Origin of the sequence: Devosia sp., from assembly GCF_048261455.1 — a bacterium.
GTDB lineage: Bacteria > Pseudomonadota > Alphaproteobacteria > Rhizobiales > Devosiaceae > Devosia_A.
Genome location: NZ_JBLXGA010000008.1, coordinates 1 through 24,360 on the forward strand (window position 1 = coordinate 1; position 24,360 = coordinate 24,360).

The following is a 24,360-nucleotide window of genomic DNA, read 5'->3' on the forward strand; positions in this document are numbered from 1 at the left end:
TACATTGACCTGCTGGCCATTCATTCGCCGAACGCCCACTCCGGCTCAGGCCTCCGTCAGCCCGAACGAGATTGATCGAAGAGGAGTGTTTTGCGATGGGATTGCACTGGATTCCCTCATTGCCCGCCGAAGGCGACGCGGCGGGACAACTGCCCGGCGCCGAGCCGGTCGTTGTTTCGCAGCGTCACGGTATCGGATTTGATCTTGCCGACCCCGCGCTTGAACGGCTTCTGCACGAGCTCGTGGTCGGGCGTGCGGACCTCACCATCTCGGATCATGAGGCTGCCGATGTCATTATCACCGATCGCCAGTCGACCGATGACCTGAAACCCCGCCACGGTCGCGTGTTGCGCCTCGGGGCAGAGCATGGCCGGCGCAATGCGCTGGACAGCGTCGAACCGCAAATGATCCTGGCAGCTGCCTCGCTGATGGCCGCAGGCTATTCGCTCGATCGCGACGCTGCCAACTCCGACGATCCGTCTTCAGTCGCAGCGCCACGTCTCAGTCAGCGTGAACGGCAAGTCGCTGAACTGCTTGTCGATGGGGCCTCGAACAAGGTGATTGCGAGGTCACTGGACATCTCGGTGCATACCGCGAAGTTCCACGTCACGGGAATTCTCGACAAGCTCGGAGCGCGCAATCGTGCGGACGCTGTCGCCATTCTGCTGAGGGGCGGACTCATCCAGAGCTGAGCCGCTTCAGACATTTGGGCTATTCGAGTGGATCCTCGGACTGGCCGCGTTGGGCGTCTATCGCGAAGCTCGGGCGGCTGCTAAGTGAAGGCCAATGGATTACATCGGGCTAGATCTGTATGGCGGATGACCGCAAGCTCAGCATTTGGCGACACCCCCGCCGGTTGGGGTTCATCCTGTTCAATCTGGCAGCTCTGAAGCTGCTGACCATGTGGTTTGAATGGCGCGCCGCGCCGATCGACCCCGATGTCGGGGGCGTGCTCGACACGGTGCTGATTTCAGCCGGCATGGCAGTGCTGGTAACGGTGTGGGTCGGCATGTGGGTGGCCTGGGGCGTGTTTCTTTACCTCAGGCACCGCCGACATAAGACCTAGCGGCCGAGTTCCGAAGCGTCCCTGGAGTAGAAGCGCGACGAAAAAGTCAGAACCGCGGCGCCGAGCGCAGGCGCCTTCTGACCTTGCGCGCCTGCAGTCAAAGCCGGCTGGGCGAAGGGACCGGCTGGCTTCATAGCGAGCTTTTGCTGTGTCGCACTGACCAGTCGCTCGAGGATGTCCCGTGGGATGGCACCATCAATCACTACAGTGGGTACGCCCAACGCCGCGCCGGCGTTGAGGACGAGTTCTGCGAACGCTTGGGCGCTGTCGTCCAGCCATTCGTCCACCTGCGGGGCGATAGCGTTCCAGTCCCAATCCATGGGATTACCATTCGGCATGGGTAGCCCGGCGTTCCCGATGCGATCGCTCAAGGCACAGAGCGAGGCAATATCGTGGCCATAGTGCTGCTGTCCGGAACTATCGCAAACGCGCATGAACCCGAGGTTTGACGCGACGTATGCCGGCGTCCCCCACAGTGAGTCCCCTGTGATGATGCCGGAAGAAATGCTGCAATCAATGAAGAAGTAGGCGAAGCTGTTCGGGGAGTTGGTGGGATTGGACAGCATTTCCGTCCACGCGGCCGCGTTGCCATCGTTGAACCAGAATGTCTCGAAGCCGGTGGTTTCAGCCAGATCCTTGCGCAGGTCGAGATCGCGCCACGGCAGCGGAAGATCGCTGGGCGTCATTGGGCGTTCTATGCCTTCCAGCGAGGCCATGGGCGAGGCGATGCCGATGCCAGCGAAGCGCTCACGCTCTTCCGGGGTCAGGCGATCGACCAGATCCGCAATGGCGCCAGCACACTCGGCAACCACGGTTTTGATGTCCGGCGCGTCATAGTCGCGTCGATAGTGACCGATCTGGCGCATGCCGAGGCTGACCAATACAATATCGATATGGTGCCACGACACCTCGCAGCCAATCGCGAACATCGCGTTGTGGTTGAGGTACAAAGGGGTTGCTGGCTGGCCGCGTCGACCGCGCAATACTTCGCCGCGGAGGATCATGCCCTCGTCTTCGAGCTCAGTTACAATCGCAGATGCTGTCTGTGGCGCGAGACCAGTGTGACGGGAGACATCAGCATTCGACATGCCGGGATTAAATGAAATGGTTGTCATAACCGCCCGTCGATTAGCGGCGCGCAGCGCTGCGTGCTGCACTCCTCGCTCCACTGGGGCGAAAAAGTTCGTCATTCAGCCTTTTCCTGTTTTGATCGGGTGGGGGGACTCGATCGGGCGGAACTCTACTCAGAGCTAACCCTCTTACTGAGTTGCAATAAGTTCAAGCCCTAGCAAGAACGTCAACCAAAAAGTTGCGTTTACCAGTCAGCTAAAGCCGCATACGCTTCTGATCAGCGATTCCGCCACCCCAGCCGGGCCGGTGTGCAAGGTGTGCGGCACATGTGCGGGCAACTTCTCAAGATCATCCTGCAAAACTGCAGATGTTGTCGTCAACTTGCCTAGGCCGCAGTGTTATTTGATCGCAACTATAGGCGGTGTTTGATGAGCGTCCTGGTCACCGGTGCGTCGGGATTCGTGGGTCGAGGGCTGACTGCGGCGCTTGCCGGTCGCGGAATGTCAGTTCGTCCGGCGAGCCGGCAGGCAAGCGAGGGTCACCTGGCCATGGCGCCGCTGTCGACGCAAGCCGATTGGCGTCCGCTGCTTGCGGGCTGTGACGCTGTTGTCCATCTGGCAGCACGCGTCCATCACCGAGGAGAGCGTGGTGATGCCGCAGAAGCGCTCTATGCCGAGGAGAATGCTGCAGCGACACTTGCCCTCGCCCGTCAATCCTTGGAGCAGGGCGTAAGAAGGTTCGTTTTCGTCTCGAGCGTCAAGGTGCACGGTGATCGATCGACGCGGGAAAAGCCCTTACGTGAGGATGATCCTCTGGCTCCTGAGGATGCCTATGGGCGTTCGAAACTGGCTGCGGAGCGGCAGCTGTTTGAATTTGGTGACAAGACCGGCCTGGAGATCGTTGTCGTGCGGCCGCCGCTGGTGCATGGACCGGGTGTCGGAGCCAATTTTCGGAGCCTGATGCAGGCTGTCACTCGCGGTATGCCTCTGCCGTTTGGCGCGGTCGACAATCGGCGCTCGTTGGTCGGGCTCGACAACCTGTGTGACTTTCTGGCGCTGACGCTCATTCATCCGGCAGCGCCAGGCGAGGCCTTTCTCGTTTCGGACGGGGAAGATGTCTCGACGGCGCGTTTGGTTCGGCTCATGGGAGACGCAGTGGGCCGAGAGGCGCGCCTGATGCCGGTCCCGAAAGGTGTGTTGTCAGCCGGACTGCACGCCATTGGTCGGGGCGGTATGGCGACACGTCTGCTCGGGGACCTGCAGGTCGACATCGGCAAGGCGCAACGTCATCTGGGCTGGGTTCCACCTGTCAGTCTGTTCGACGGGCTGCGTCAGGTTGCCAGCGCGCCGCTTGGTGCCGCGGACGGATCACGTCGCGCCTGAACTAGATTTTTCGGCTCAATCCGCATAAGTCACCCGGTGCGAGAGGGAGAGTTGCCATGCCCAAGACGGATATTGCCAGACGGGTTTACAATCATGCCTGGAAGCTGGACCCGATCGTCCGCAGCCTGCTCGACACCGATTTTTACAAGCTGCTGATGTTGCAGATGATCTGGGGACTGTACCCCAAGGTCAATGCCACATTCTCGCTTATCAACCGCAAGACCAGCGTCCGGCTTGCCGATGATATCGACGAGGGCGAGTTGCGCGAGCAGCTGGATCATACCCGCTCGCTGGGTTTCACGAAAAAAGAAATGATCTGGCTGGCGGGTAACAGCTTTTACGGGTCGAAGCAGATCTTCGCGCCTGAGTTCCTGCGCTGGCTCGAGGACTTCCGGCTGCCGGACTACCACCTCGAAAAGCGAGACGGGCAGTTTGAACTGAGCTTTTCCGGCCCCTGGATGGAAACCACGATGTGGGAGATTCCGGCGCTGGCGATCATCAACGAGTTGCGGTCCCGTACGGCGCTCCGGGAATATGGCCCGTTCGCGCTCGATGTTGTCTATGCTCGTGCCAAGGCCAAGATGTGGGAGAAGGTCGAGCGTCTGAAGCTCCTTCCCGACCTCAGGATTTCCGACTTCGGTACGCGTCGGCGGCACTCGTTCCTGTGGCAGCGCTGGTGCGTGGAAGCGCTAAAGGAAGGCCTCGGGCATGAGGTGTTTACCGGCACCTCTAACGTCCTGCTCGCCATGGATACCGATCTCGAAGCGTTGGGTACGAATGCCCATGAATTACCGATGGTCCTCGCCGCCATTGCCCCGAACGATGAGGCCTTGCGCGCTGCGCCCTACCAGGTCCTGCAGGACTGGGAGAGTTACTATGGCGGCAATCTGCTGATCGTTCTGCCAGACGCCTTCGGAACGGATTCCTTCCTGCGCAATGCGCCTGACTGGGTGGCTGACTGGACCGGTTTTCGCCCTGACAGTGCCCCGGCCATCGCCGGCGGTGAGCGGATCATCCAGTGGTGGCGTGAGCGGGGACGGGATCCGTCAGAGAAACTGCTGATCTTTTCGGACGGGTTGGACGTCGACATGATCGAGGAGGCCTATCACCACTTCCACGGGCGTGTGCGCATGGCCTTCGGCTGGGGCACGAACCTGACAAATGATTTCGCCGATTGCTCGCCTTGGCCGAATCCGCAACTTGATCCGATTTCGCTGGTTTGCAAGGTGAGTGTCGCGGATGGGCACCCGGCGGTGAAGCTGTCCGACAATCCGGAAAAGGCCACTGGCACGCCCGAAGAAATTGCGCGTTATGTGAAGATCTTTGGTGACAAGGGCCGCGTCTCGCACGCGGTAACGGTGTAGCGAAGTGCAGTATTCCGCCTGTATTGAAATGTTATTCACGGACGCGGGAGAGGATCTGCCTGATCGTATCCGCGCCGCGAAGGCCGCCGGATTCGACGCGGTCGAGTTCTGGCGCTGGTCGCACCGGGACCTTTCGGCCATTCGGTCCGTGCTGGATGAAGCGGCGATCGGCCTGGCAGGCATTCTATGCGAGCCGATCCTTCAGCTCGGCGATCCAGACACGCATGAGGCGTTCCTGGCTGGTGTCGGTCAGTCGATGCGGGCGGCGCAGCAATTGGGCGCGCCGGTGATCATCGCTCAGACCGGCAACGAGATCGTCGGCAGCTCGCGCGTTTCCCAGCATGCTGCAATCGCGCGCGCTTTCGCGCAGGCCGCGGAATTGCTGGTTGGCAGTGGGGTGACCCTGGCGATCGAGCCGCTGAACGACCGCGTCGACCATCCCGGTTATTACCTCACTTCGACGGAGGAGGGCCTGGATATTGTCGACGAGGTCAACCAGCCACAGGTTCGGCTTTTGTACGATATCTATCATTCTGCGGTGATGGGTGAGCAGACTGACGAGGTGCTTGCCGGCCGGGTCGATCGCTTGGTGCATGTGCATCTCGCCGATGCGCCCGGTCGTGGCGAGCCGGGGTCGGGCAGTATGGATTATCGCGAGCGGCTCGATTGGATCGTCGGTGCTGGCTATGACGGCCTCGTCGGTCTTGAATATCGTCCGACGGGAGCAACGCTGGATAGTCTACGTTTCCGCGAAACGCTCTAAATCGTTCGGCAATGTCGAACGATCCGTGCTCGTGCGGCGGCTTTAATGCTTGTATGAAGAACATATATACCTGCCTGGCACAGCGACACAGGTCGCAAGGAGGCAGTCATGCTCAAGCAGATTCAAGGATTGCACCACGTCACTGCGATGGCGCGTGATGCGGCCCTCAACAATGATTTCTTCACCCGGGTTCTTGGTCTACGCCGGGTCAAGCAGACGGTGAATTTCGACGAACCCAGCGTCTACCACCTCTATTACGGGGACGAAGCAGGCTCGCCGGGCACCGTGATGACCCATTTCCCGTTCCCCAACATCGTTCGCGGCCGGACCGGCACGGGTGAGGTGGGCACAACCGTGTTCTCGGTCCCGCAAGGTTCGCTTGCCTATTGGCAGGCCCGCCTGGCCAGTGAAAGCGTCGGCGATCTGGTCTTATCGGAGAGCTTCGGGCAGAAGCGGCTGAGCTTCCGGGCGCCCGAAGGTGATGCTCTGGCGCTGGTCGAGGTGGCGGACGACCCGCGTAAGCCGTGGACTGGCGGTGACATCGGGACTGATGAGGCCATCCGCGGTTTCCACTCCGCCTCGCTGCGGTTGCGGGACGGCGGGGCCACCAGCGAATTGCTGACCTATATGGGCTACGAAGGCGAAGAGACTCGCGACGGCATCAGCCGCTTCATTCGGCCTGATGGCAATGGTGCCGACCGGATCGATATCGAAGTCCTGCCGCAGGTCAGCCACGCTGATCTCGGATCCGGCTCCGTGCATCATATTGCTTTCGCCGTTGCAGACCGCGCGGCACAAGACGAAGTAAGATCAGCGCTGGTCGACACCGGCTATCAGGTCACTCCGCCGATTGATCGTGATTATTTCCATGCGATCTACTTTCGTACGCCGGGCGGTGTGCTGTTCGAGGTCGCGACAAACGAACCCGGTTTCGATAGGGACGAGGACACAGCGCATCTGGGCGAAGCGCTCAAGCTGCCGACGCAGCACGCGCATTTGCGGGCGCAGCTGGAGCGTGTGCTGCAGCCGCTCGAAGATGGAAAGAAGGTGGCGTAATGGCTTCGCATGAGGATTACCAGACCGCCGATATTCCTGGTGGGTCGGATGACGCTCCGCGGTTTTTCCTGCTGCATGGCACCGGCGGCGACGAGCATCAGTTCATTGATCTCGCTGCAGAGTTGAAACCGGGCGCACGCCGGATCGGCGTGCGTGGCGATGTGTCGGAATCCGGTGCCTTGCGCTATTTCAAGCGCACCGGCGAAGGCCAGTACGACATGGCAGATCTGGCACGCGCGACCGAGAAGCTGGCGGCTTTCGTGCGGCGGATCAACGCCGCCGCGTCAGGTGGCGAAAGCCTCGGCCTTGGCTATTCGAACGGCGCCAACATCCTTGCGTCCGTTCTGTTTGCGCAGCCGGATCAGTTTGACAGGTCGGTGCTGATGCATCCGCTCATCCCTTTCACGCCGCCGCCTCAGCCGGGGCTAAAGGGCAAGAGGATACTCGCAACGGCGGGGCGGAACGATCCGATCGCACCGGCTCAGTCAGCAGAAGCGCTTGCGGCATACTTCACCGCCCAAGGCGCCGATGTGGAGATATTCTGGCATGATGGCGGCCATGAAATCCGCCGCGAGGAATTGCTTGCGATACAGGCCTTTCTCGCCAAATAATTCTATTTGCCGCGAGGGTCAAACGTCTCGCGGCAAAGCATTTTTTGCTAAGGCTTAGCGGTATCTTTACCCGCGGATTGCTAGCTTTCCTCTGCAATTGAGGACGGCGCCGCAGGGTGTCGCAGATATCGTGTTTTTGTGGAGCAAGTTCAGGCGCGCCTTGGCGTCGAGCCTGCGCCTGAGATGGGCGCTGCTCATCATGGTCTCCCTCGCTGCCGTATCGGTGCCGGCCTATGTCGGGTTCGCCGCGGTGGTTCACGCGACGGCTGAAACGCTCGGCAAGTTGTTTGCCGAAAAGCAGATCCTCTACGACCGCTATCGCGGGCTCAATTCGCTGATGCAGGAGGTCAAGCTGGCGGAGACGCTGGCAAGCTCGGACCCAATCAGCGACTGGGCGAAGAACGAGTTCGACCCCGTTGCCAAGGCGCGCGGCATCGCGGCGCTCGAGCACTTCCGCGACGTCTTTGCGGATCACTCGTACTTTTTCGTCATCGACAAGTCTGCGAACTACTATTTCAACGACGCCGACAACTCCTACGCCGGCCGTCAGCTGAGCCACAGCCTCAGCGCCGACAACCCACGCGACAGCTGGTACTACTCCACCATCAAGCTTGATGGTGGTTGCCACCTGAATGTGGACCGTGACGATGTGCTGTCGGTCACCAAAGTCTGGATCAATTGCGTCATCCGTGAAGGTGATGCGGTTCTCGGCGTTCTTGGTACGGGCCTCGACCTGACCGCCTTTGTTCAGGATGTCGTCGACGTTCCGCAGCCCGGCGTCACGCCCATGTTCGTGGACAGAGCAGGTGCCATCCAGGCGCATCGTGACCGCAGCATGGTTGATTTTCATTCGATCACCAAGGCCGACGGCAGCAAGAAAACCGTCTTCTCGCTCCTTGACCGGCAGGCGGATCGGGACCGTCTGCGCGAGATGATGACGAATGTGGCCACCAAGGATGTACGGGTCGAGAGCCAGTTCATGCTCAGCCAAGGCCACGAGGTGCTCGTAGGCGTTGGCTATCTCGATCAGATCGGCTGGTTCAATGTCACCGTGATGGACATCAACACGATCATCGATCGCAGCGTCTTTATCCCGATTGCCATCCTGCTCGCTGTTGTCGTTGCCCTGTGTGTTCTGGTGCTAGGGGTGATCTTCAAGAAACAGGTGCTGGATCGGCTTGCGCGTATGGAGGTCAACTTCAAACGCCTGGAAGCGGGGGTGTTCGAAAAGGGACAGGTCGATACCGCGGATGACGAGATCGGCCGTATGTCGCGCTCTTTCGCAGCAATGGCATCTGCCGTCAGCGATCATACGCGCAAGCTGGAAAGCGCTGTGGCCGAGCGGACGGCCGAGCTGCACGCGCTAGCCTATCGCGATCAATTGACGGAAATCTCGAACCGGCGCGCCTTTGTCGACGACTTCCGTCGTATTGCGGCGGAAGCACGGATCAACGGTTCCCGTCTCGGCCTGCTGTTGGTCGATATCGACAACTTCAAGAGCATCAACGACGCCTTTGGCCACCGTGTCGGCGATCAGGTCGTGGTCGAGGTGGCCCGACGGCTCCAGGGGGTCTCGCGCGACACCGACCTTTGCGCGCGCTGGGGTGGCGACGAATTTATCGTTCTGATCAATGGCACCGGATCATATCGCTTGCGCCAGATTGCCGAAACTGTACTCGCCGCTATCGCAGGCCATCCCGTGATCACCAATGACGGTGCAGAGGTGCGGATGACCGTTAGTATCGGTGCGAGCATCGCCAGCCCCAGCGAGTCGATCGACTTTGCGGTCGAGCTTGCAGATGCGGCGCTCTATCGCGCCAAGGCCGAGGGCCGCAACCGGGTCATGGTACTTGACCCGGAAGAAACGCCGACTGTCCGAAAGAGTGCATAGGAACCGAAGCCGCATGAACTCGCCTGCAAGAGCACCGGGAACACTGAACCTGCGCGTTGGAAGCGAATTGTCCGGGTTGCCGGATCAGCGCATCGAGCAAATCTTCCGTGTCTCCGGTTCAGGTGCGCCTGCCGCTGTTGCTGTGGCGGATGCCACCACGGTGCGCATCCTGCTGCAGGACTCCGCATCCGATCTGGCCGTCGATCCGCGTTCCGAGCTGCGCTTTTTCAGTGAAATTGTTGCTTATGTTGCGCGGCACATAGTCGGTCATCGGATAGATGTCGTTGGTCCAGGTGCGACCGGCATTGCGGCCCGGCGGGTAATGGTGGAGCTGGCGAGAGAATTTCCGAACCTGCGCCGGCATCTGGTGCTGTGCGTCGAGCCCGGCGTTCAGTCCGACAGAGCCTTGTCGCCCGCGGCGCGCCAACTGCTGTCTCAGATTTCCCAAGTCCCTTTGGCGCCAGATGGACGCTCAGGGACTGGTGTGGCTCCGGCCGAAGCCCCGGCGCAACGGAACGAGCCAATATCCGAGCTTGGCCTGGAACTGCGCGATGCGCTGGAGGCGGTTCCGCATACTGCGGAACCGATCAGTGCGTTTGGCGAGATCACTCGGCTGGTGACCCCGCTGCCGGAGACACAATCGTCGTTCGTTCGCTTAGTCCGCACGATGCGCGAACGGCTGGCGGATGCCTTGACGTCTCGTACGGCAGCGCCGGGACGCTAGCGCCCTTAGTTCACGAAGACCACTTCGACGCCCGGCTTGACCATTTTGGCCAGCTCCGTGGCATCCCAGTTCGTCAGTCGGACGCAGCCATGGGAGTTGGTCTTGTCGATCAGGGCCGGCTCGGGGGTTCCGTGAATGCCGTATGTCGGCTCGGACAGATCGATCCACATCGAGCCGACAGGGCCGTTCGGTCCAGGGGGGATCACCAGCTTTTCGGCGTTGTCGCCCTGCTGGAAGTTCTCATCCGGATTGTAGGTGTAGTTCGGCATCTCAGCGACGCCCAGGACCTCGTGCGTACCGGAAGGCGAAGGGTTGCTGCTGGAACCGATCGTCGCGGGATAGGCGACGACGAGCTTGTCGTTGGCATCATAGGCGCGCACCTGGCGCAGGCCCTTGTCGGCCTCGATGCGGGCAACCTCGCCGCTCAGGTCGGGCCCGTAGGCGGTTACGACCACCTGCTCGCCCTCTGCGAAACTGGCGTCCGGATTGAGCTTTTTCAGCAGGTCGATGTCCATATGGAAGCGTTCGGCGATATCTTCCTGAATGGTGACGTAGCCAAGAAAATCGCGCTCGGACATATCCTCATAGTCGTCTGGTATCGGCTCACCGATTTCACCCAGGTCCTCGGCCGTGATCTGATAGGTGCCGGCTACAGGGTCGCCAGTGTTTTCCAAGGCTGCGACAACGTCCGCATCCAGAACGCCATCAGCGTTAAGGCCCTGCATGGTCTCAAATGCGCGGACCGCCTTGCTGACGTTTTCTCCATCATAGCCATCAATCACGCCGGGAGATGCGCCGGCCCTGTCCAGCAGCACCTGGAGCCGGATCATGGCGGGGTCGGGTGCATCTGTCTCCACCGGCGTCGTGCCGCTTTCCACGCTGGCGGAACCCGTCAGCCTGCTGAGGTCGGCACTATTTATCGCGTCTGCTGAGAGTTCAGTCTGAGCAAATGCCACAGATGGCGATACGGCGATGATGAATGCAGTCAGGGCGATGCGCATGATGTTTGTTCCTTTTGAGAACTAACGACGCTCAGCCGCTCAGGTTGCTCCGGCGAAGACAAAAGCGTGTTTTCGTCTTTGAGCCGGTCAGCACATCTTGTCGCTAACCGCGCAGATCTTGCCACTCGGGATGGCGGCGGAACTGCGCCTCGACATAGGAGCATTGGGGGACGATCTGATATCCACCGGCGCGCGCGTCTTCGACCGCCCGCAGGACCAACTGCAAAGCGATATTGCGGTTCCGATGCTGAGGGGGGACGCCTGTATGATCCGCCACGATGACATTGGTGTTGGGGCGGGAATAGGTGAGTTCGGCTTCGCTGCCGTCCTCAAACGGTATGAAGTAACGTCCGCGGCGATTGAATTCTTCGGTCTGGATTTCAGGGGTATCGGTCGTCATCAATGCCTCACGTCTCGGTGTCGCAGCCGATCAGGCACGACCACGCTTCTAGATACGGGTAACGTTGCGGGAAAGTTCCGGGAAAACGCAGCATGGACTGAAGTCGGTGAAACCCGACCGACTTAGGTCGGTAAACCCCTACCAACTGGGGGCTGTGCATTTGCGCCGTAGGGGCCAATCCGTGGGGCTATCTGCGGGCGGATTGCGTTGACTGTGTGGGGATGCTTTAGACGGTTCGAACCAGGAGACACTTCATGAGCTTGCCCGTCCACCACATGATTGCAAGCGGTCCGCAGCCGGTCGCCCCCTTCAGCCATGCCGTAGAGGCCGATGGCTGGGTGTTCGTGACCGGTCAGATGCCAACAGACCCTGAGGCGCCCGATGCGCCTTTGCCTGAGGGCATCGAGGCGCAAACGCGGCGCGTCATGGCGAACCTGAAGATCGTGCTGGACGGCGTCGGTCTGGGGTTCGAGCACATCACAATGGCCCGAATCTATCTCACCGAATTTCAGCGCGACTACGCGGGGCTCAACGCCCTGTGGCCGAGTTTCTTCGCGCCGGGCAAGCTGCCGGCACGGACGACGATCGGCGTTTCCGGTTTGGCAGTCGGTGCGCTGGTCGAGATCGATCTGGTCGCGCGACGCCCCTAGACCAGTGCAACACCGGCGCCGACCACTGCGCTGGCGATGACGACCAGCCATGGCGGCCAGCGCCAGAGCAGTAGTGCAAGCGCGATCGCTGCCCAGATCACGTGCCACCATTGCTCCACGGCGCCGGTGAAGACCGGGTTGTAGAGCGCCGCCAACAGCAGGCCGACCACTGCGGCATTGGCGAGGTTGAGCCCTGCGCGCAGCCGGGTATTGCCGCGCAGCGATTGCCAGATGGGCAGCAGGCCGAAGACCAGCAGAAAGCTCGGCACATAGATCGCAACAATGGCGAGGGTGGCGCCGGCGACGCCGCTGGGCTCGACATTCAACATGGCGCCGGCATAGGCGGCAAAGGAGAACAACGGCCCCGGCACGGCTTGTGCAGCGCCATAGCCGGCGAGGAAGGCATTCTCCGATATCAGGCCGGGGCGGACCAGTTCGGCATCGAGCAGGGGCAGGACGACGTGACCGCCGCCAAAAACCAGCGCGCCGGCGCGATAGAACTTCTCTGCGATCACCAGGGGTGACCACCCTGCGAGGGCGAGGAGCGGGAGACCGATCAGCAAGACGAAGAAGGCCCCAAGCCAAATGAGACTGGAGCGACCGGCTTTTCCTGGCGGCACGTCTGTGCCGGTGTTCGGTGTGCGCAGGTAGCCGGCCAGGGCCGCGGCGCCGATGATCAGCACCTGCGTCCAGCTGAACGGCAGCGCCAGCATGAGCCCAGCGGCCAAGAGCGCGATCGCCCGGCGCGTCCAGTCTGGTGTGAGGGATTGCGACATGGCCCAGACAGCCTGTGCCACGACGGCGAGCGCGGCGAGCTTCAGACCATGCAGCGCCCCTTCAGCTATTGGGCCTGACAGGCTGGCGGCTCCGAACGCCACGAGCAGCAGCGCAACCACCGAGGGTAGGGTGAAAGCAACCCAGGCCGCAAAGGCGCCGGGATATCCCGCGCGCAGTTTGCCTATGGCTATCCCGACCTGACTGGAGGCCGGGCCCGGCATGAACTGACAAAGCGCGACAAGATCGGCATAGGCCGGCTCATCGAGCCATTTGCGCCGCCCGACAAACTCGCTGCGGAAAAAGCCGATATGGGCGACTGGCCCCCCGAAGCTGGTGAGCCCCAGCTTGAGGAAGGCGAGGAAGACCTCGGCGGTTGTGCCCTGCGGCCGATCCATAGGTGCGTCCTGTCGGGCGAAAGGCCCATTCACACCGACGTGCCTCAGGCTTTTGTCACAATCAACCGGTTGAACTCATCAACTGGTGATGCGGGCCGTGCGGCCATAGACCAACAGCATCACGACGATGACCGCACCGTAGATGACCTGGCGGCCGGCCTCTGGCATCTGTGCGATCGACAGCACCGAGTTGAGCAGCACAATCAGGATGACGCCCACGAGGGTGCCGATATATCGCCCCTGGCCACCAAGGATGCGGGTGCCACCTAGTACTACCGCGGCGATGGCGGGCAGCAGATAGGCTGTACCCATGCCCTGATAGGCCTTGGCGGAGTAGCCGGCGAGCAGCACGCCGGCGATGGCCGCGCAGGTGCCGGAGGTCATGAACGCGCCGATGATGACGAGGCGGGTACGAATGCCCGACAGATAGGCGGCGCCCTCCCTGTTGCCCGTGGCATAGACCGCCCGGCCAAATGCCGTGCGCGTCAGCAGCACAGTGATGGCGATCGATACGGCCGCCCAGACATAGATGGCGACCGGAATGCCCAGCACCTTGTCGGCCGCCAGAAACCGCATCAGCGGCGTCGCCCTGTCCTGTGGTGCGAAGCCGCCGGTGTGCGCAACCATCAGTCCGCGCATCACCGAATCGACGCCAAGCGTGAAGATCATCGACGGAATGCGGAGCCAGGCAACGCCGAGGCCGTTGACCAGGCCCACCGCAAGGCCCACGGCGATCCCGGCTGGGAGCGCCATATCCCCGCCAACGGTGGTCGCCATCATGGCGGCCGCGGTCAGAGTCCAGGGGATCGACAGGTCGATATGGCCGAGCAGAATGACGACCATCATGCCCGCCGCGACGATGCCCAGAAACGAGCCGGTCTGCAGCTGCTGAAGGAGATAGTTCGGCGACAGCAAGGGTGCGCTGCCTTGGGTGGCCAAGGTGTAGACGGTGCCCACGCACAGGATCGCCAGCACGAATAGCGCCGCGATGATCACCGGCTTGTCTTCGGGCTTGATGGCTGAAAGGTAGCTTTTCATCTCATCCTCTACCGAAAGAGCTCAAGGCGGTTCTTGACGCGCAGGGTGCGGATCGCCCCAAGGCTGACAGCGGCCAGCAGGACAAAGCCCTCGATCAGCGGCTGCAGCAGGGGGTCGATTGAGACAATGCGAAAGTAGAACGAGATCACCCTGAGGATCAGCGCCCCGACCAGAGAGGCGATCGCTCCGCCGATCCCGCCAAGCAGCGAGCTGCCGCCGACGACCACGGCAGCGATGGAATTGAGCGTATAGGCGCCGGCCTGGGTGACGTCTGCATTGCCGGTCGATGTCTGGATCGCAAGATAGAGACCACCACAGCCCGCGAAGAAGCCGGCGAGGGTGAAGGCCGCGAGTTTCGCGCGGTTGATCGGCAGGCCAGACATGAAGGCGGCGCCTTCCGCCGACCCGACGGCGTAAACCGTCCGGCCGGTCACCGACTTTCGAAACGGGATCCAGACAAGAAAGGCGATGCCGAAGAGCAGGATCAGCGGGACGGGAATCCAGGCGAACGGGGCAAACCATGCCGCGTCCGGATCGAACAGCCCGTAGGTGTCGACGAAGTCCCATAGGCTGTTGGTCAGCGCCCAGTTGAGATTGCCATCGATATCGCCGCCCGGTTCCGGCCGGATGAACAGGGCGAGGCCGATGGCGATGGCGCCGGTCGCGAGTGTGGCGATGATCGGTTGCAGGCGCCCGTAGACCACGATGACGCCGTTGAGCAGGCCAAAGGCCGTGCCTGAGAGCACCGTGACGATCATGCCGAAGATGATCTGTGTCGGCGAGCCATTGACCAGCACCGAGGCGATGCATGCGGTCAGGGTCATTATCGCGCCGACGCTGAGATCGAGGCCGCCGATCAGTACGGGCACAGTTTGGGCCATGGCGATGAAGGCGATGGCGACCGCCTCGTTGGCGTTCTGCACGAGTACGGCGGAAGAAAATCCGCGCGGATGCATGATGTTGTAAACGAGATAGAGCACGATCAGCAGGAGCAGGGCGCCGTAAAAGCCCCGGCTGCGCCGCACTGTGCCCAGAACATTTTTGGTCAGGTTGTTCATCGGGCTCCCCGCTACGCGGCTGTCTGCGTGCTGATATTGAGCGAAGCGGCGACGATGGCCTCTTCACTGACGTCCGTGCCGGAGAACTGGGCGGTGATGGCGCCGTCATACATGATGGCGATCCGGTCACAGCACCCGATCAACTCGGCATAATCGGTCGAGTAGAACAGGATCGTTTTGCCTTTATCGGCCAGGTTGCGCATCAGCCGATAGAGTTCCTGCTTGGTGCCGACATCGATGCCGCGGGTCGGATCGTTCAGCAAAATGATGTCCGGATCGGTCATGAGCCATTTGGCGATCACCACCTTCTGCTGGTTGCCGCCGGACAGCGTCGCGACCGGATCGCTGACATGGCCCACCTTGATCTGCAACTGGCGAATGCCATCGGCGACCGCAGCACGTTCCTTGGTGGCGTCGATCAGTGGACCGTTGGACACGCGGTCGTAGGATGCGGCGAGCAGATTGTCGGAAATCGACATTGGCAGCATCAGGCCCTCGGTCTTGCGATCCTCGGGCACCAGCGCGATCCGCGACTTGCCGGTCTTGGCGGCAAAGGGTGAGCCGGGGCGGGAGCGGATGTCACCGGCGGTCACGTCGCCGGTGACCCCGCGCAGCACGCCGAACAAGGCGAGCAGCAGTTCTTTCTGGCCCTGACCATCAAGGCCCCCGAGCCCGACGATCTCGCCCTGTGAAATGTCGAGATCAACGCCGTTGAGCCGGTTCTCCCAGCTCAGATTGCGGATCGACAGATAGGGCGTTCGCTCGACAGGTTCAGGTTTTTCGGGAAAGTAGGCGTCGACATCCCGGCCGATCATCAGCCGGACGATGTCGCGGTCCGAGTGGGCTCCGGCCGCAAAGGTTTCGATGTGCTGGCCGCTGCGGAATACCGAAAGCGTATCGCAGAGCTTTTCGACTTCATGCATGCGGTGCGAAATGAACAGGGCTGCGACATTGTCGGCCTTCAACTGCCCCAGCAGCTCGTAGACGGTTTCGACATCGCGGCTGGTCAGCGCCGAAGTGGCTTCGTCGAGGATCAGTACCCTTGGCTGCTTGCCGAGCGCTTTGGCAATCTCGACCATCTGGCGACGGGACAGCGACAGGTCGCGCACTAGCGCGTTGGGGTCGACGTCCTCGCACTTGATCCGGGCAAGCAGTTCCTCGGCCCGCCGCCGCTGCGCGCGACCGTCGATCAGGCCGAACCGTCTTGGCGGATCGGCAATGCAGATATTGTCCGCCACCGTGAGGTCCGGCAGCAGCGAGAGTTCCTGAAAAATGCAGACGATCCCGTGGGCGGCGGCGTCAGATGGCGAGCTGAAATTCACCTCGCGACCATCGACCTGGATGGTGCCAGTGTCGGGGCGAAGCACGCCGGAGAGCATCTTGATCAGGGTCGATTTGCCGGCGCCATTTTCACCCAGGATGGCGTGAATGCTACCGCGGCGGCAGGCGAAGTCGACGTCCTGCAGCGCTCTTGTGCCGGCAAAGGCCTTCGAGACGCCGTTCAGTTGCACATAAGGCGCGCCGGACGGTGCGGCAGTGTCCACATCAACCCCCTTGGGGCGCGGCTCATGCCACGCCGCCAAATCTCAGATAGAAGAAGTGTCGCCGCGCCGGATCGCCCCACCGACGCAGCGACGGGGGCGCACCGCAGTGCGCCCCGTGACGGTCAGCTCAGGTCGGATTCATCCTGAGCCATAATGGCAGGACCCGAGATGTTCACGCCGCACGGCGGAAACTCGTTCACGGTGAAGAAATTGTCCGGCAGGTCAGACCAGTAGTTCTTGCCGTCCTCGAGATCCTTATAGGTCGCGACCGGCAGCGGGACCGAGATCAGCTGCGGCATCACATTGCCTTCGAGCGCGGAAATCGCCGCCTTCATCGCAATAGCGACGAGCCCGGGCGACTGCCCGATGGAAATGCCCTTGAGTCCTTCGTCGGAATACTCGGCAATCGCCTTGCGGAAGCCGTTCTCAGACTCGCCGGCAACCGGCACCCATGGGTGATCGGCGTCCATCAGTGCCTGGATGACACCGTTGGAACCGCCCTGGCCGACCACGGCGTCGAATTCGCCATGCACGGCGATGGCATCGGCGACGACCTTCTGTGTGGTGCCGTCATCCCAATTGCCGACCACCGAGACCATTTCCCAGTCGCCACCATCGGCTTCGAAGACCTCGTTGATGCCGATCGAGCGGTCGCGGTCAACGGAATTGCCCGGCAGGCCGCGCACTTCGAGGATCTTGCCGCTGGTGACGCCCTTCGCCTTGAGCTCGTCGAGGGCGAACTGGCCCCACATGCGCCCCATCTCCAACTGGTCTTCGTTGACCTGCATGACGGCATCGGTGTCGAGCACGTTGTCGAACGGCACCAGCACCACGTTCTCACGGTCGGCAAGGCGAATGACGCGATCGAAGCCATCCGGCGCCACCGCGATGGTGACGATGGCGTCATAACCCTGGTTGATGAAGTCCTCGATCGCGCCGAGCTGTGCCGGGGCATCGGTGCCGGTCGAGACCACCTTGAACTCAGCGATCTTGTCCTTGATCGCGGCATCCTCGGCGAAGGCCTTGGCGGTCTTGATCATCTGGATGCGCCAGGTATTGCCCACAAAGCCATTGACGATGGCGATACGGTACGGGCCTTCCTTGGCGGGCCACTGCATATACTTGGTGTCGGCATTCCAGGGTGCGAAGCAGCTGGGCTCGGCACCCGGGCCGGACACGACGTCCGGGCCGGCAAAGCTGGGTGTAGCAAAACTGGTCGTCATCATCAGGCCCGCGAGCGCGGCTGATGCAATGCGAGATAACGTCATTGTCTCCTCCCAGAGAACGTCTGTTGCAGTCCGTTCACGATCAAAACCGATCCCGACGCGCCGTCTTGTCCGCGGTCCTGTCCGGTGGTCGATCGTCCCTCCCGTGGCCATCGGCCACGACTGACACCCGATTCAGGTGCCAATTTCTCCCTAGTTGCTCTTTTCCTCGTCTGGCGCATCGACAAGGCCAAGGCCCGCCTGAAGATGCCGTGACATGCGATATTGATAGGCAATCCGGTCGGACGCCTCGAGCGCCTGGATGATCCCCAGATGCTCGGAGTGATTGTCCGCCCAGGATTTGCCGTGCAGCACCCGGTTTTCCATGATGCGCAGCATGACAGGCATCATGATCCGGTAGATTTCGGTGATCTGGCGGTTGTCGAGCACGGCGATCAGTCTGGCGTGAAAGCGATAGTCCTGAAGCGCGCAGCGTTCCGGTTCAGTCTCGGCCTGCATCGCGTCGTTGAGCGCATGCAGGTCCTCGATATCCGTCGAGGTGATCCGGTCCACAAGCGTATCGAAGCCGCCGGCCTCGATCAGGTTGCGGAACCCCTGGGTGTCGAGGAACGACTTGCGGTCGAGCTTGATCGTGCCGAACGAATAGAGATCGAACACCGTGTCCATGCGCCGGTCGATCAATACAGCCCCGACCTTGGGGCGGACATCAACGACGCCGTAGGTTTTCAACATGCGCATGGCTTCGCGTACCGTGTTGCGGCTTGACGAAAACATGTCGCAAAGCTCGCGCTCGGACGGCAGCCCGTCCCCCACGCCGAGGCCGCGCGTATCGATCAGACTCCGGATCTGCTGGACAAGGTTTTCGACGGCCGAACCGTTCAGATCCTCGTCGCGATGAGAATGATCGACCACGTCATCCGCCCGCGTTTGCAGGCAGGTCAGTTGCGTCAGTCATGCGCCTCCACCCGAATACGTATAGTATTGTAGTTCGTAGGTCCCATTCTTTATTTGTGGGACCAGATGAAGCGTATGAATTTATATTAATGAAGTCAAGCGGGCGCGTGACTTCATAGTTCGGCGCCCACTTCGCAATCCGAAAGGCGCGGGCCCTGCATGTACTGAGAGCTTTGTTGCCTGTCTTGGCGCAGCCCCAAAAAAAAGCGGCGCACCAAGAGGTGCGCCGCTGGAGATCTGTAGGGCTGATCGGGTGGTCAGGCAGACCAGGCCTTGGTGACCTGGGTCTGCTCGCCGAGACCTTCGATCGACAGCTTCATGGTCTGGCCCGGCTTCAGCCAGACGGGTTCCGGCTTGATGCCCATGCCGACGCCCGGGGGCGTGCCGGTGGAGATCACGTCGCCCGGCTGCAGGCTCATGAACTGGCTGAGATAGGAGATGACGTGGGCAACGCCAAAGATCATCGTCTTGGTCGAGCCGTCCTGGTAGCGATGACCGTCGACGTCGAGCCACATCTTGAGGTTCTGCGGGTCGGCGACTTCGTCGCGTGTCACCAGATAGGGGCCGATCGGTCCAAAGGTGTCGCAGGACTTGCCCTTGGTCCACTGGCCACCGCGCTCGGTCTGGAAGTGGCGTTCACTCAGGTCGTTGATGACGCAATAGCCGGCGACATAGTCGAGCGCGTCTTTTTCATCGACGTATTTGGCTTCCTTGCCGATGATGACGCCGAGTTCGACTTCCCAGTCGGGCTTCAGCGTGTTCTTGGGCAGGATGACGTCGTCGTTCGGGCCGATGATGGCACTGGTGGCCTTCATGAACAGGATCGGCTCTTCGGGGATCGGTGCGCCGGTTTCGGCCGCGTGATCGGCGTAGTTGAGACCGATGCACATGAACTTGCCCACCTGACCGACGCAGGGGCCGATGCGCTGGGACTTATCCAGCTCGGGCAACGCATCGATATTGGCAGCTGCGATCTTGGCCAGACCAGCGTCCGAAAGCGTTTCACCAGAGATGTCGTCGACCACGGAGGAAAGGTCGCGGTAGGTGCCGTCCGAATGCAGGATTGCCGGCTTTTCAGAGCCCTTGGCCCCGACGCGCAGAAGTTTCATGGATGATGTCTCCCGGAATTGTTGAGCGGGTGATAGCCGCGTAGGGCTGAGAAAGTCGAGGCCAACTTAGGTCTGAACCGTTCGGAGCGCTCGAGACTGAGTGAGCTATTGCGGGCGGATGATGCCCTTTTTCAGCAGGATGTTGCCGTAGAGGCGGCGTTCGCCTGTCTGTACGACCGCAAAGGCAGAATTGACGCGCTCGTAGAACGCGAAGCGTTCGAGCAGGGTCAGATGCATGTTGGGTTCGTACCGTTTCACGATCGCATCGAAATCGAGATGCGTCTGCTCGCGGCGCTCCGGGTCGTCGACCACTTCCATGCCGATGGCCTGTTCGTCGACGAAGGTGTCGAGCGGCATGAGGGTGAGGATGGCATCGAGCGCATCCGTCGCGCTGATGCCGTCGAGCCGCACCAGCTCGAGCCCTGACGTTTCGGCCGGGTAGTTGGCGTCAACGATGGCGATTTCGTCACCGTGACCCATGGCGCGCAGAATACGCAGAAGGTCTGGACCGAGGATCGGCGGGATGCCCTTGAGCATTGTAGGTTCTCCTTGAAGAAAGTCGGTCAGCCGAACGGGAAGGTTGCGTAGGCAGGGTCTTCACGCAGCATGGCGCCATCCGCGAAGAGTTCGCTGTGTGCGGAGGCGAACTCGATAAGTTCGGCCATGACGGAATCGATATGGCTGCGCATGGCGGCGGAAGCGCGGGGCGCGTCCCCCGCGATGATGCCGTCGAGGATCGCCTGGTGTTCGGCCAGCGTAACGCTCAGGCGGCGGGGGGTGAGGATCAGTCTGCGGGCACGGTCAAGATTGGCGCGTGTCTGCTCGATGACGCCCTTGACCTTGGCAAAGCGCATGTCGCCGAAGATGAAGTCGTGAAATTCGAGGTCGCGCTCGTGAAAGCCGTTCTGGTCATCGATCTCGACCGCGGCTTTCTGGTAGCTGACGGAACGCTGCAGCGCCTCGATCAGCTCGTCGGAATGATTGTCGGTCACGACCCGCACAGCCTCGGCCTCGAGCGCCTTGCGGATCAACATGTACTCGAGCACGTCAGCAATCTTGACCAGCGAAACGATCGAGCCGCGTTGCGGCAGGATATCGACCAGACCTTCGGTCTGCAGGCGCGCCAGAGCCTCGGAAACGGGGAAGCGCGACACGCCGAGCCGCTCGCAGATGGCGCCCTTGTCCAGCACCTCCCCGGGCTCGATATCGAGCGTCACAATGGCCTGGCGCAGCGCATCGGTCACGAACACGGTGACATTCCCGCGCGTGGGCGTGGCGGGGACACTCAGAAAGTGATAGGGACTTTCGCTCGGCTTCATGCTAACATGTTAGTTGGGCCGGCTAGGGAATTCAACCACGCAGGTTGTGCCTGTCGCCGCTCCTGCCCGCAAGCCGAACTTGAATCGCGCCAATCCGCCGGCGCCGACCTCAAGTTGCAGCAGCACCAGAATGAAGAGCTCTCAATGTCCGAAGTCATGACCCCACCCGCCGCCCGCACACTGCTGCTCAACCCCGATGACAATGTCGCCGTAGCGCTCACCACGCTTGATGTGGGCACCGATACGCCGCTTGGCGTGCGGACCGCCAAGCGCGTCCCCAAGGGGCACAAGTTCACCGTCAAGCCGATCGGCGCGGGCGAAGCGATCGTCAAGTTCGGGCAGATCATCGGTTTTGCGAAGGAAGCCATTCCCACCGGCGAGTGGGTGCATGAACATAATGCCGGCATCGGCGAGCAGCATGGCGCGTTCGAGCGCGACTATGCGTTCTGTGAAGGCGTGGTGCCGGTGGACTTCGTGCCGGAAGCGCAGCGCGCGACCTTTCAGGGCTTCAAGCGGGCGAACGGCCAGGTCGGGACGCGCAACTACATCGGCATTCTGACTTCTGTGAACTGCTCGACCACGGTTGCCGGGTTCATCGCAAAGGAAGTCGAGCGTTCCGGCATTCTGGACGACTATCCGAACATCGACGGCATCGTTGCGCTGAAGCAGGCCAATGGTTGCGTGATCGATTATCGTGGCGTCATCTTCGATACACTCAAAAAGACGACCTGGGGCTACGCCACCAACCCGAACATGGGCGGGGTGATCATGGTCGGGCTCGGGTGCGAAGGGTTCCAGATTCCCCGGCTGAAAGAAGCCTACGGGGTCACCGAGAACGAGACCTTCCGCACCATGACCATTCAGGAAGTCGGCGGGACGCGCAAGACGGTCGAAGCCGGCGTCGAGGCGGTCAGGCAGATGCTGCCCATCGTCAACCGTGCCGAGCGCACGACGCAGCCTGCATCCGAGCTGACGCTGGCCCTGCAGTGTGGCGGCTCGGACGGCTATTCGGGCATTACGGCAAACCCGGCGCTCGGCGTCGCAGCCGATATTCTGGTGCGCAACGGCGGTACGGCCATTCTGTCGGAAACGCCGGAAATCTACGGCGCAGAGCACCTTCTGACACGGCGCGCCAAGTCGCGCGAAGTCGGTGAGAAGCTGGTGGATATCATCCACTGGTGGGAAGACTATGCCGAGCGCAACAACATGGAAATGAACAACAATCCCTCGCCGGGCAACAAGCTGGGCGGGCTCACCACCATCCTTGAGAAGTCGCTGGGCGCCTCTGCCAAAGGCGGCACGACGCCGCTCAATGCGGTCTACAACTATGCCGAGCCGGTGACCGAGAAGGGGTTCGTGTTCATGGACACCCCCGGCTATGACCCGGTGTCGGCAACCGGTCAGGTTGCAGGCGGCGCAAACATGCTCTGCTTCACCACCGGCCGTGGTTCGGCCTATGGCTGCAAGCCGACCCCGTCCATCAAGATCGCCACCAATTCGGACATCTATCACAAGATGATCGACGACATGGACATCAACGGCGGTGACGTGCTGGACGGCAAGTCGCTGGAGGAAAAGGGCCAGGAGATCTTCGAAAAGATCCTGCGCGTCGCATCTGGCGAAAAGAGCAAATCCGAAGAGCTCGGCTATGGCGACAACGAGTTCGTGCCCTGGCAGATCGGCGCCACGTTCTGATGCAGTCGTCTGCCCGCGTCATCGTTACGGGCAAGGTGCAAGGTGTCGGTTATCGCGCCTTCGTCGTGCGCCAAGCGACGGCGCTGGGCATGGATGGCTGGGTGCGCAACCGGCGCGATGGCAGCGTTGAAGCTGTCATCGCTGGCGATCCCGCCAAACGCGCGCAGTTGCTGGCACGGTTGCGCGTGGGGCCATCCCATGCACGGGTCACCGACGTCCAGTCCTCCAGCGACGACGAAGAGGTCGTAGCCGGCTTCGAGGTGCGGCCGACCGCCTAGTCGCCCATTTCCTAGGGTCGGGCGCAGCCGTTGGCCGCAACGTAGATCGACATCAGCCGCTGCGTAGCACAGATGAACAGCCGGTTGTGGCGCGGGCCACCGAACTCGACATTGGCCACCGTATCCGGCGTCAGGATCTTGCCGAGCACGACACCCGAGGGCGTCAGGATGTGGACGCCGTCGGGCGCCGAGGTCCAGACATTGCCGTTGGTATCGAGACGGAAGCCATCCGGCACGCCGGTTTCCATCGTGTAATAGTCGCGCAGGTTGGACAGCGCGTTGTCACTGCCGACATCGAAAACGCGGATGTTCCGGCGCTCACCGCCGGTCGACTCGGTGGCGGAATCTGCGACATAGAGCAGCTTCTCATCGGGCGAGAAGGCGAGCCCGTTGGGGCGGATGAAGTCGTCGGTGACGACCTTCAGGTCACCGGTCGCCGGGTCGATACAGAAGACATATTGGCCGGCCTGCTCGAACTCGCCCTTGTAGCCCTCATAGTCCGACATGATGCCGTAGCCGGGGTCGGTGAACCAGATCGTACCATCGGACTTCACCACCACGTCGTTTGGCGCGTTGAGCTTCTTGCCCTCGTAGGAATCGGCCAGCACGGTGATCGACCCGTCGTGTTCGGTGCGCACGACATTGCGCCCGCCATGCGAGCAGGAGACCAGGCGACCTTCACGATCGCGCGTGTTGCCATTGACGTAGTTCGAGGGCGAGCGGAACTCGGACACATGTCCGTCCGGCGTCCAGCGCAGCATGCGGTTGTTCGGAATGTCGCTCCAAACGAGCTGGTTGGCGTCGCCGAACCAGCAGGGACCCTCGGCCCAGCGGCAGCCCTCGTACAGCGTTTCGAGTTTGGCGCTGCCCTGGATCAGCGACGCATATTCCTTTTCGAAGCTTTCATAGATGCCAGTCATCGACCGATCCCCCTTTTGGTGCGACTGATGTCGTCATTGCGTTTTGGCGCATCCAATAGCATGTCGCG

At 61.6% G+C, this 24,360-nt stretch carries 25 protein-coding genes; 12 read left to right on the forward strand and 13 right to left on the reverse strand.

The window, feature by feature from the left end:
* Window positions 1-95: 95 nt before the first annotated feature.
* The gene (locus ACN0TK_RS10030; RefSeq protein ID WP_417309349.1) at window positions 96-692 is read left to right on the forward strand and encodes a helix-turn-helix domain-containing protein; all 597 of its coding nucleotides are present in this window, start codon (window positions 96-98) and stop codon (window positions 690-692) included.
* Window positions 693-811: 119 nt separating this feature from the next.
* Window positions 812-1,066 carry a hypothetical protein gene (locus ACN0TK_RS10035; protein ID WP_417309350.1) on the forward strand — a complete coding sequence of 85 codons (255 nt, stop codon included), beginning with the start codon at window positions 812-814 and terminating at the stop codon, window positions 1,064-1,066.
* On the opposite strand, the gene ACN0TK_RS10040 is transcribed toward ACN0TK_RS10035, so the two are convergent.
* Window positions 1,063-2,256 carry an ROK family transcriptional regulator gene (locus tag ACN0TK_RS10040; RefSeq protein ID WP_417309351.1) on the reverse strand — a complete coding sequence of 398 codons (1,194 nt, stop codon included), beginning with the start codon at window positions 2,254-2,256 and terminating at the stop codon, window positions 1,063-1,065. The two genes, ACN0TK_RS10035 and ACN0TK_RS10040, sit on opposite strands and share 4 nt — an antisense overlap.
* Before the next feature lie 309 nt (window positions 2,257-2,565).
* Here ACN0TK_RS10040 and ACN0TK_RS10045 point away from each other — a divergent pair, with 309 nt between their 5' ends.
* From ACN0TK_RS10045 to ACN0TK_RS10075, 7 genes are all read left to right on the forward strand, one after another.
* Window positions 2,566-3,519: an NAD-dependent epimerase/dehydratase family protein gene (locus tag ACN0TK_RS10045; protein ID WP_417309352.1), complete on the forward strand. Its 954-nt coding sequence runs from the start codon at window positions 2,566-2,568 to the stop codon at window positions 3,517-3,519.
* Window positions 3,520-3,575: 56 nt separating this feature from the next.
* A complete protein-coding gene (gene pncB / locus ACN0TK_RS10050) occupies window positions 3,576-4,883 on the forward strand; it encodes a nicotinate phosphoribosyltransferase (protein ID WP_417309353.1) in 1,308 nt (435 codons plus the stop codon).
* Window positions 4,884-4,911: 28 nt separating this feature from the next.
* Window positions 4,912-5,646, forward strand: a complete 735-nt coding sequence (locus ACN0TK_RS10055; protein WP_417309518.1) for a TIM barrel protein — start codon at window positions 4,912-4,914, stop codon at window positions 5,644-5,646.
* Window positions 5,647-5,754: 108 nt separating this feature from the next.
* Window positions 5,755-6,702 (forward strand): VOC family protein, encoded by a 948-nt coding sequence (locus ACN0TK_RS10060; protein ID WP_417309354.1) that lies wholly within the window; start codon window positions 5,755-5,757, stop codon window positions 6,700-6,702.
* Window positions 6,702-7,313, forward strand: a complete 612-nt coding sequence (locus ACN0TK_RS10065; protein WP_417309355.1) for an alpha/beta hydrolase — start codon at window positions 6,702-6,704, stop codon at window positions 7,311-7,313. The genes ACN0TK_RS10060 and ACN0TK_RS10065 overlap by 1 nt, the downstream gene beginning before the upstream one ends.
* 199 nt (window positions 7,314-7,512) lie before the next feature.
* On the forward strand, window positions 7,513-9,204 hold the full coding sequence (locus ACN0TK_RS10070; protein ID WP_417309356.1) for a GGDEF domain-containing protein: 1,692 nt from the start codon (window positions 7,513-7,515) through the stop codon (window positions 9,202-9,204).
* A 13-nt stretch (window positions 9,205-9,217) separates the two neighbouring features.
* Window positions 9,218-9,928: a hypothetical protein gene (locus ACN0TK_RS10075; protein ID WP_417309357.1), complete on the forward strand. Its 711-nt coding sequence runs from the start codon at window positions 9,218-9,220 to the stop codon at window positions 9,926-9,928.
* A gap of 5 nt (window positions 9,929-9,933) precedes the next feature.
* Here the strand turns inward: ACN0TK_RS10075 and ACN0TK_RS10080 are convergent, their stop codons facing one another.
* The gene (locus ACN0TK_RS10080; protein ID WP_417309358.1) at window positions 9,934-10,929 is read right to left on the reverse strand and encodes a L,D-transpeptidase family protein; all 996 of its coding nucleotides are present in this window, start codon (window positions 10,927-10,929) and stop codon (window positions 9,934-9,936) included.
* A gap of 103 nt (window positions 10,930-11,032) precedes the next feature.
* On the reverse strand, window positions 11,033-11,329 hold the full coding sequence (locus ACN0TK_RS10085; RefSeq protein ID WP_417309359.1) for a GNAT family N-acetyltransferase: 297 nt from the start codon (window positions 11,327-11,329) through the stop codon (window positions 11,033-11,035).
* Window positions 11,330-11,583: 254 nt separating this feature from the next.
* Here ACN0TK_RS10085 and ACN0TK_RS10090 point away from each other — a divergent pair, with 254 nt between their 5' ends.
* Window positions 11,584-11,979 (forward strand): RidA family protein, encoded by a 396-nt coding sequence (locus ACN0TK_RS10090; RefSeq protein ID WP_417309360.1) that lies wholly within the window; start codon window positions 11,584-11,586, stop codon window positions 11,977-11,979.
* On the opposite strand, the gene chrA is transcribed toward ACN0TK_RS10090, so the two are convergent.
* The 9 genes from chrA to ACN0TK_RS10135 all read right to left on the reverse strand — a co-directional run bounded on the left by chrA (window position 11,976) and on the right by ACN0TK_RS10135 (window position 21,399).
* Entirely contained in the window at window positions 11,976-13,151 is a 1,176-nt protein-coding gene (gene chrA / locus ACN0TK_RS10095) for a chromate efflux transporter (RefSeq protein ID WP_417309361.1), read from the reverse strand. The two genes, ACN0TK_RS10090 and chrA, sit on opposite strands and share 4 nt — an antisense overlap.
* Window positions 13,152-13,229: 78 nt before the next feature.
* Complete coding sequence (locus ACN0TK_RS10100) at window positions 13,230-14,189, reverse strand: ABC transporter permease (RefSeq protein ID WP_417309362.1); 960 nt, start codon at window positions 14,187-14,189, stop codon at window positions 13,230-13,232.
* A gap of 8 nt (window positions 14,190-14,197) precedes the next feature.
* On the reverse strand, window positions 14,198-15,247 hold the full coding sequence (locus ACN0TK_RS10105) for an ABC transporter permease (RefSeq protein ID WP_417309363.1): 1,050 nt from the start codon (window positions 15,245-15,247) through the stop codon (window positions 14,198-14,200).
* A gap of 11 nt (window positions 15,248-15,258) precedes the next feature.
* Window positions 15,259-16,791, reverse strand: coding sequence for a sugar ABC transporter ATP-binding protein (locus tag ACN0TK_RS10110; RefSeq protein ID WP_417309364.1), 1,533 nt, complete (start codon window positions 16,789-16,791; stop codon window positions 15,259-15,261).
* A 122-nt stretch (window positions 16,792-16,913) separates the two neighbouring features.
* Window positions 16,914-18,059 (reverse strand): sugar ABC transporter substrate-binding protein, encoded by a 1,146-nt coding sequence (locus ACN0TK_RS10115; RefSeq protein WP_417309365.1) that lies wholly within the window; start codon window positions 18,057-18,059, stop codon window positions 16,914-16,916.
* 150 nt (window positions 18,060-18,209) lie between these two features.
* Window positions 18,210-18,929 carry a FadR/GntR family transcriptional regulator gene (locus tag ACN0TK_RS10120; protein ID WP_417309366.1) on the reverse strand — a complete coding sequence of 240 codons (720 nt, stop codon included), beginning with the start codon at window positions 18,927-18,929 and terminating at the stop codon, window positions 18,210-18,212.
* Window positions 18,930-19,228: 299 nt separating this feature from the next.
* Window positions 19,229-20,080: a fumarylacetoacetate hydrolase family protein gene (locus tag ACN0TK_RS10125; protein WP_417309367.1), complete on the reverse strand. Its 852-nt coding sequence runs from the start codon at window positions 20,078-20,080 to the stop codon at window positions 19,229-19,231.
* Window positions 20,081-20,185: 105 nt separating this feature from the next.
* Window positions 20,186-20,617, reverse strand: coding sequence for an RbsD/FucU family protein (locus tag ACN0TK_RS10130; protein WP_417309368.1), 432 nt, complete (start codon window positions 20,615-20,617; stop codon window positions 20,186-20,188).
* Window positions 20,618-20,643: 26 nt separating this feature from the next.
* Complete coding sequence (locus ACN0TK_RS10135) at window positions 20,644-21,399, reverse strand: GntR family transcriptional regulator (RefSeq protein ID WP_417309369.1); 756 nt, start codon at window positions 21,397-21,399, stop codon at window positions 20,644-20,646.
* A gap of 144 nt (window positions 21,400-21,543) precedes the next feature.
* Between ACN0TK_RS10135 and ACN0TK_RS10140 the strand changes: the two genes are divergently transcribed.
* Window positions 21,544-23,094: a UxaA family hydrolase gene (locus tag ACN0TK_RS10140; RefSeq protein ID WP_417309370.1), complete on the forward strand. Its 1,551-nt coding sequence runs from the start codon at window positions 21,544-21,546 to the stop codon at window positions 23,092-23,094.
* Entirely contained in the window at window positions 23,094-23,372 is a 279-nt protein-coding gene (locus ACN0TK_RS10145) for an acylphosphatase (protein WP_417309371.1), read from the forward strand. Before ACN0TK_RS10140 ends, ACN0TK_RS10145 begins: the two co-directional genes overlap by 1 nt.
* Before the next feature lie 11 nt (window positions 23,373-23,383).
* On the opposite strand, the gene ACN0TK_RS10150 is transcribed toward ACN0TK_RS10145, so the two are convergent.
* A complete protein-coding gene (locus tag ACN0TK_RS10150) occupies window positions 23,384-24,292 on the reverse strand; it encodes an SMP-30/gluconolactonase/LRE family protein (RefSeq protein WP_417309372.1) in 909 nt (302 codons plus the stop codon).
* Between the last annotated feature and the right edge of the window lie 68 nt (window positions 24,293-24,360).

What these genes read in the sequence shown, in the direction of transcription:
- ACN0TK_RS10030 (WP_417309349.1), top strand. Translation starts at nt 96, where the DNA reads ATGGGATTGCACTGGATTCCCTCATTGCCCGCCGAAGGCGACGCGGCG.
- ACN0TK_RS10035 (WP_417309350.1), top strand. Translation starts at nt 812, where the DNA reads ATGGCGGATGACCGCAAGCTCAGCATTTGGCGACACCCCCGCCGGTTG.
- ACN0TK_RS10040 (WP_417309351.1), bottom strand. Translation starts at nt 2,256, where the DNA reads ATGACGAACTTTTTCGCCCCAGTGGAGCGAGGAGTGCAGCACGCAGCG.
- ACN0TK_RS10045 (WP_417309352.1), top strand. Translation starts at nt 2,566, where the DNA reads ATGAGCGTCCTGGTCACCGGTGCGTCGGGATTCGTGGGTCGAGGGCTG.
- pncB (WP_417309353.1), top strand. Translation starts at nt 3,576, where the DNA reads ATGCCCAAGACGGATATTGCCAGACGGGTTTACAATCATGCCTGGAAG.
- ACN0TK_RS10055 (WP_417309518.1), top strand. Translation starts at nt 4,912, where the DNA reads ATGTTATTCACGGACGCGGGAGAGGATCTGCCTGATCGTATCCGCGCC.
- ACN0TK_RS10060 (WP_417309354.1), top strand. Translation starts at nt 5,755, where the DNA reads ATGCTCAAGCAGATTCAAGGATTGCACCACGTCACTGCGATGGCGCGT.
- ACN0TK_RS10065 (WP_417309355.1), top strand. Translation starts at nt 6,702, where the DNA reads ATGGCTTCGCATGAGGATTACCAGACCGCCGATATTCCTGGTGGGTCG.
- ACN0TK_RS10070 (WP_417309356.1), top strand. Translation starts at nt 7,513, where the DNA reads ATGGTCTCCCTCGCTGCCGTATCGGTGCCGGCCTATGTCGGGTTCGCC.
- ACN0TK_RS10075 (WP_417309357.1), top strand. Translation starts at nt 9,218, where the DNA reads ATGAACTCGCCTGCAAGAGCACCGGGAACACTGAACCTGCGCGTTGGA.
- ACN0TK_RS10080 (WP_417309358.1), bottom strand. Translation starts at nt 10,929, where the DNA reads ATGCGCATCGCCCTGACTGCATTCATCATCGCCGTATCGCCATCTGTG.
- ACN0TK_RS10085 (WP_417309359.1), bottom strand. Translation starts at nt 11,329, where the DNA reads ATGACGACCGATACCCCTGAAATCCAGACCGAAGAATTCAATCGCCGC.
- ACN0TK_RS10090 (WP_417309360.1), top strand. Translation starts at nt 11,584, where the DNA reads ATGAGCTTGCCCGTCCACCACATGATTGCAAGCGGTCCGCAGCCGGTC.
- chrA (WP_417309361.1), bottom strand. Translation starts at nt 13,151, where the DNA reads ATGGATCGGCCGCAGGGCACAACCGCCGAGGTCTTCCTCGCCTTCCTC.
- ACN0TK_RS10100 (WP_417309362.1), bottom strand. Translation starts at nt 14,189, where the DNA reads ATGAAAAGCTACCTTTCAGCCATCAAGCCCGAAGACAAGCCGGTGATC.
- ACN0TK_RS10105 (WP_417309363.1), bottom strand. Translation starts at nt 15,247, where the DNA reads ATGAACAACCTGACCAAAAATGTTCTGGGCACAGTGCGGCGCAGCCGG.
- ACN0TK_RS10115 (WP_417309365.1), bottom strand. Translation starts at nt 18,059, where the DNA reads ATGACGTTATCTCGCATTGCATCAGCCGCGCTCGCGGGCCTGATGATG.
- ACN0TK_RS10125 (WP_417309367.1), bottom strand. Translation starts at nt 20,080, where the DNA reads ATGAAACTTCTGCGCGTCGGGGCCAAGGGCTCTGAAAAGCCGGCAATC.
- ACN0TK_RS10130 (WP_417309368.1), bottom strand. Translation starts at nt 20,617, where the DNA reads ATGCTCAAGGGCATCCCGCCGATCCTCGGTCCAGACCTTCTGCGTATT.
- ACN0TK_RS10135 (WP_417309369.1), bottom strand. Translation starts at nt 21,399, where the DNA reads ATGAAGCCGAGCGAAAGTCCCTATCACTTTCTGAGTGTCCCCGCCACG.
- ACN0TK_RS10140 (WP_417309370.1), top strand. Translation starts at nt 21,544, where the DNA reads ATGTCCGAAGTCATGACCCCACCCGCCGCCCGCACACTGCTGCTCAAC.
- ACN0TK_RS10145 (WP_417309371.1), top strand. Translation starts at nt 23,094, where the DNA reads ATGCAGTCGTCTGCCCGCGTCATCGTTACGGGCAAGGTGCAAGGTGTC.
- ACN0TK_RS10150 (WP_417309372.1), bottom strand. Translation starts at nt 24,292, where the DNA reads ATGACTGGCATCTATGAAAGCTTCGAAAAGGAATATGCGTCGCTGATC.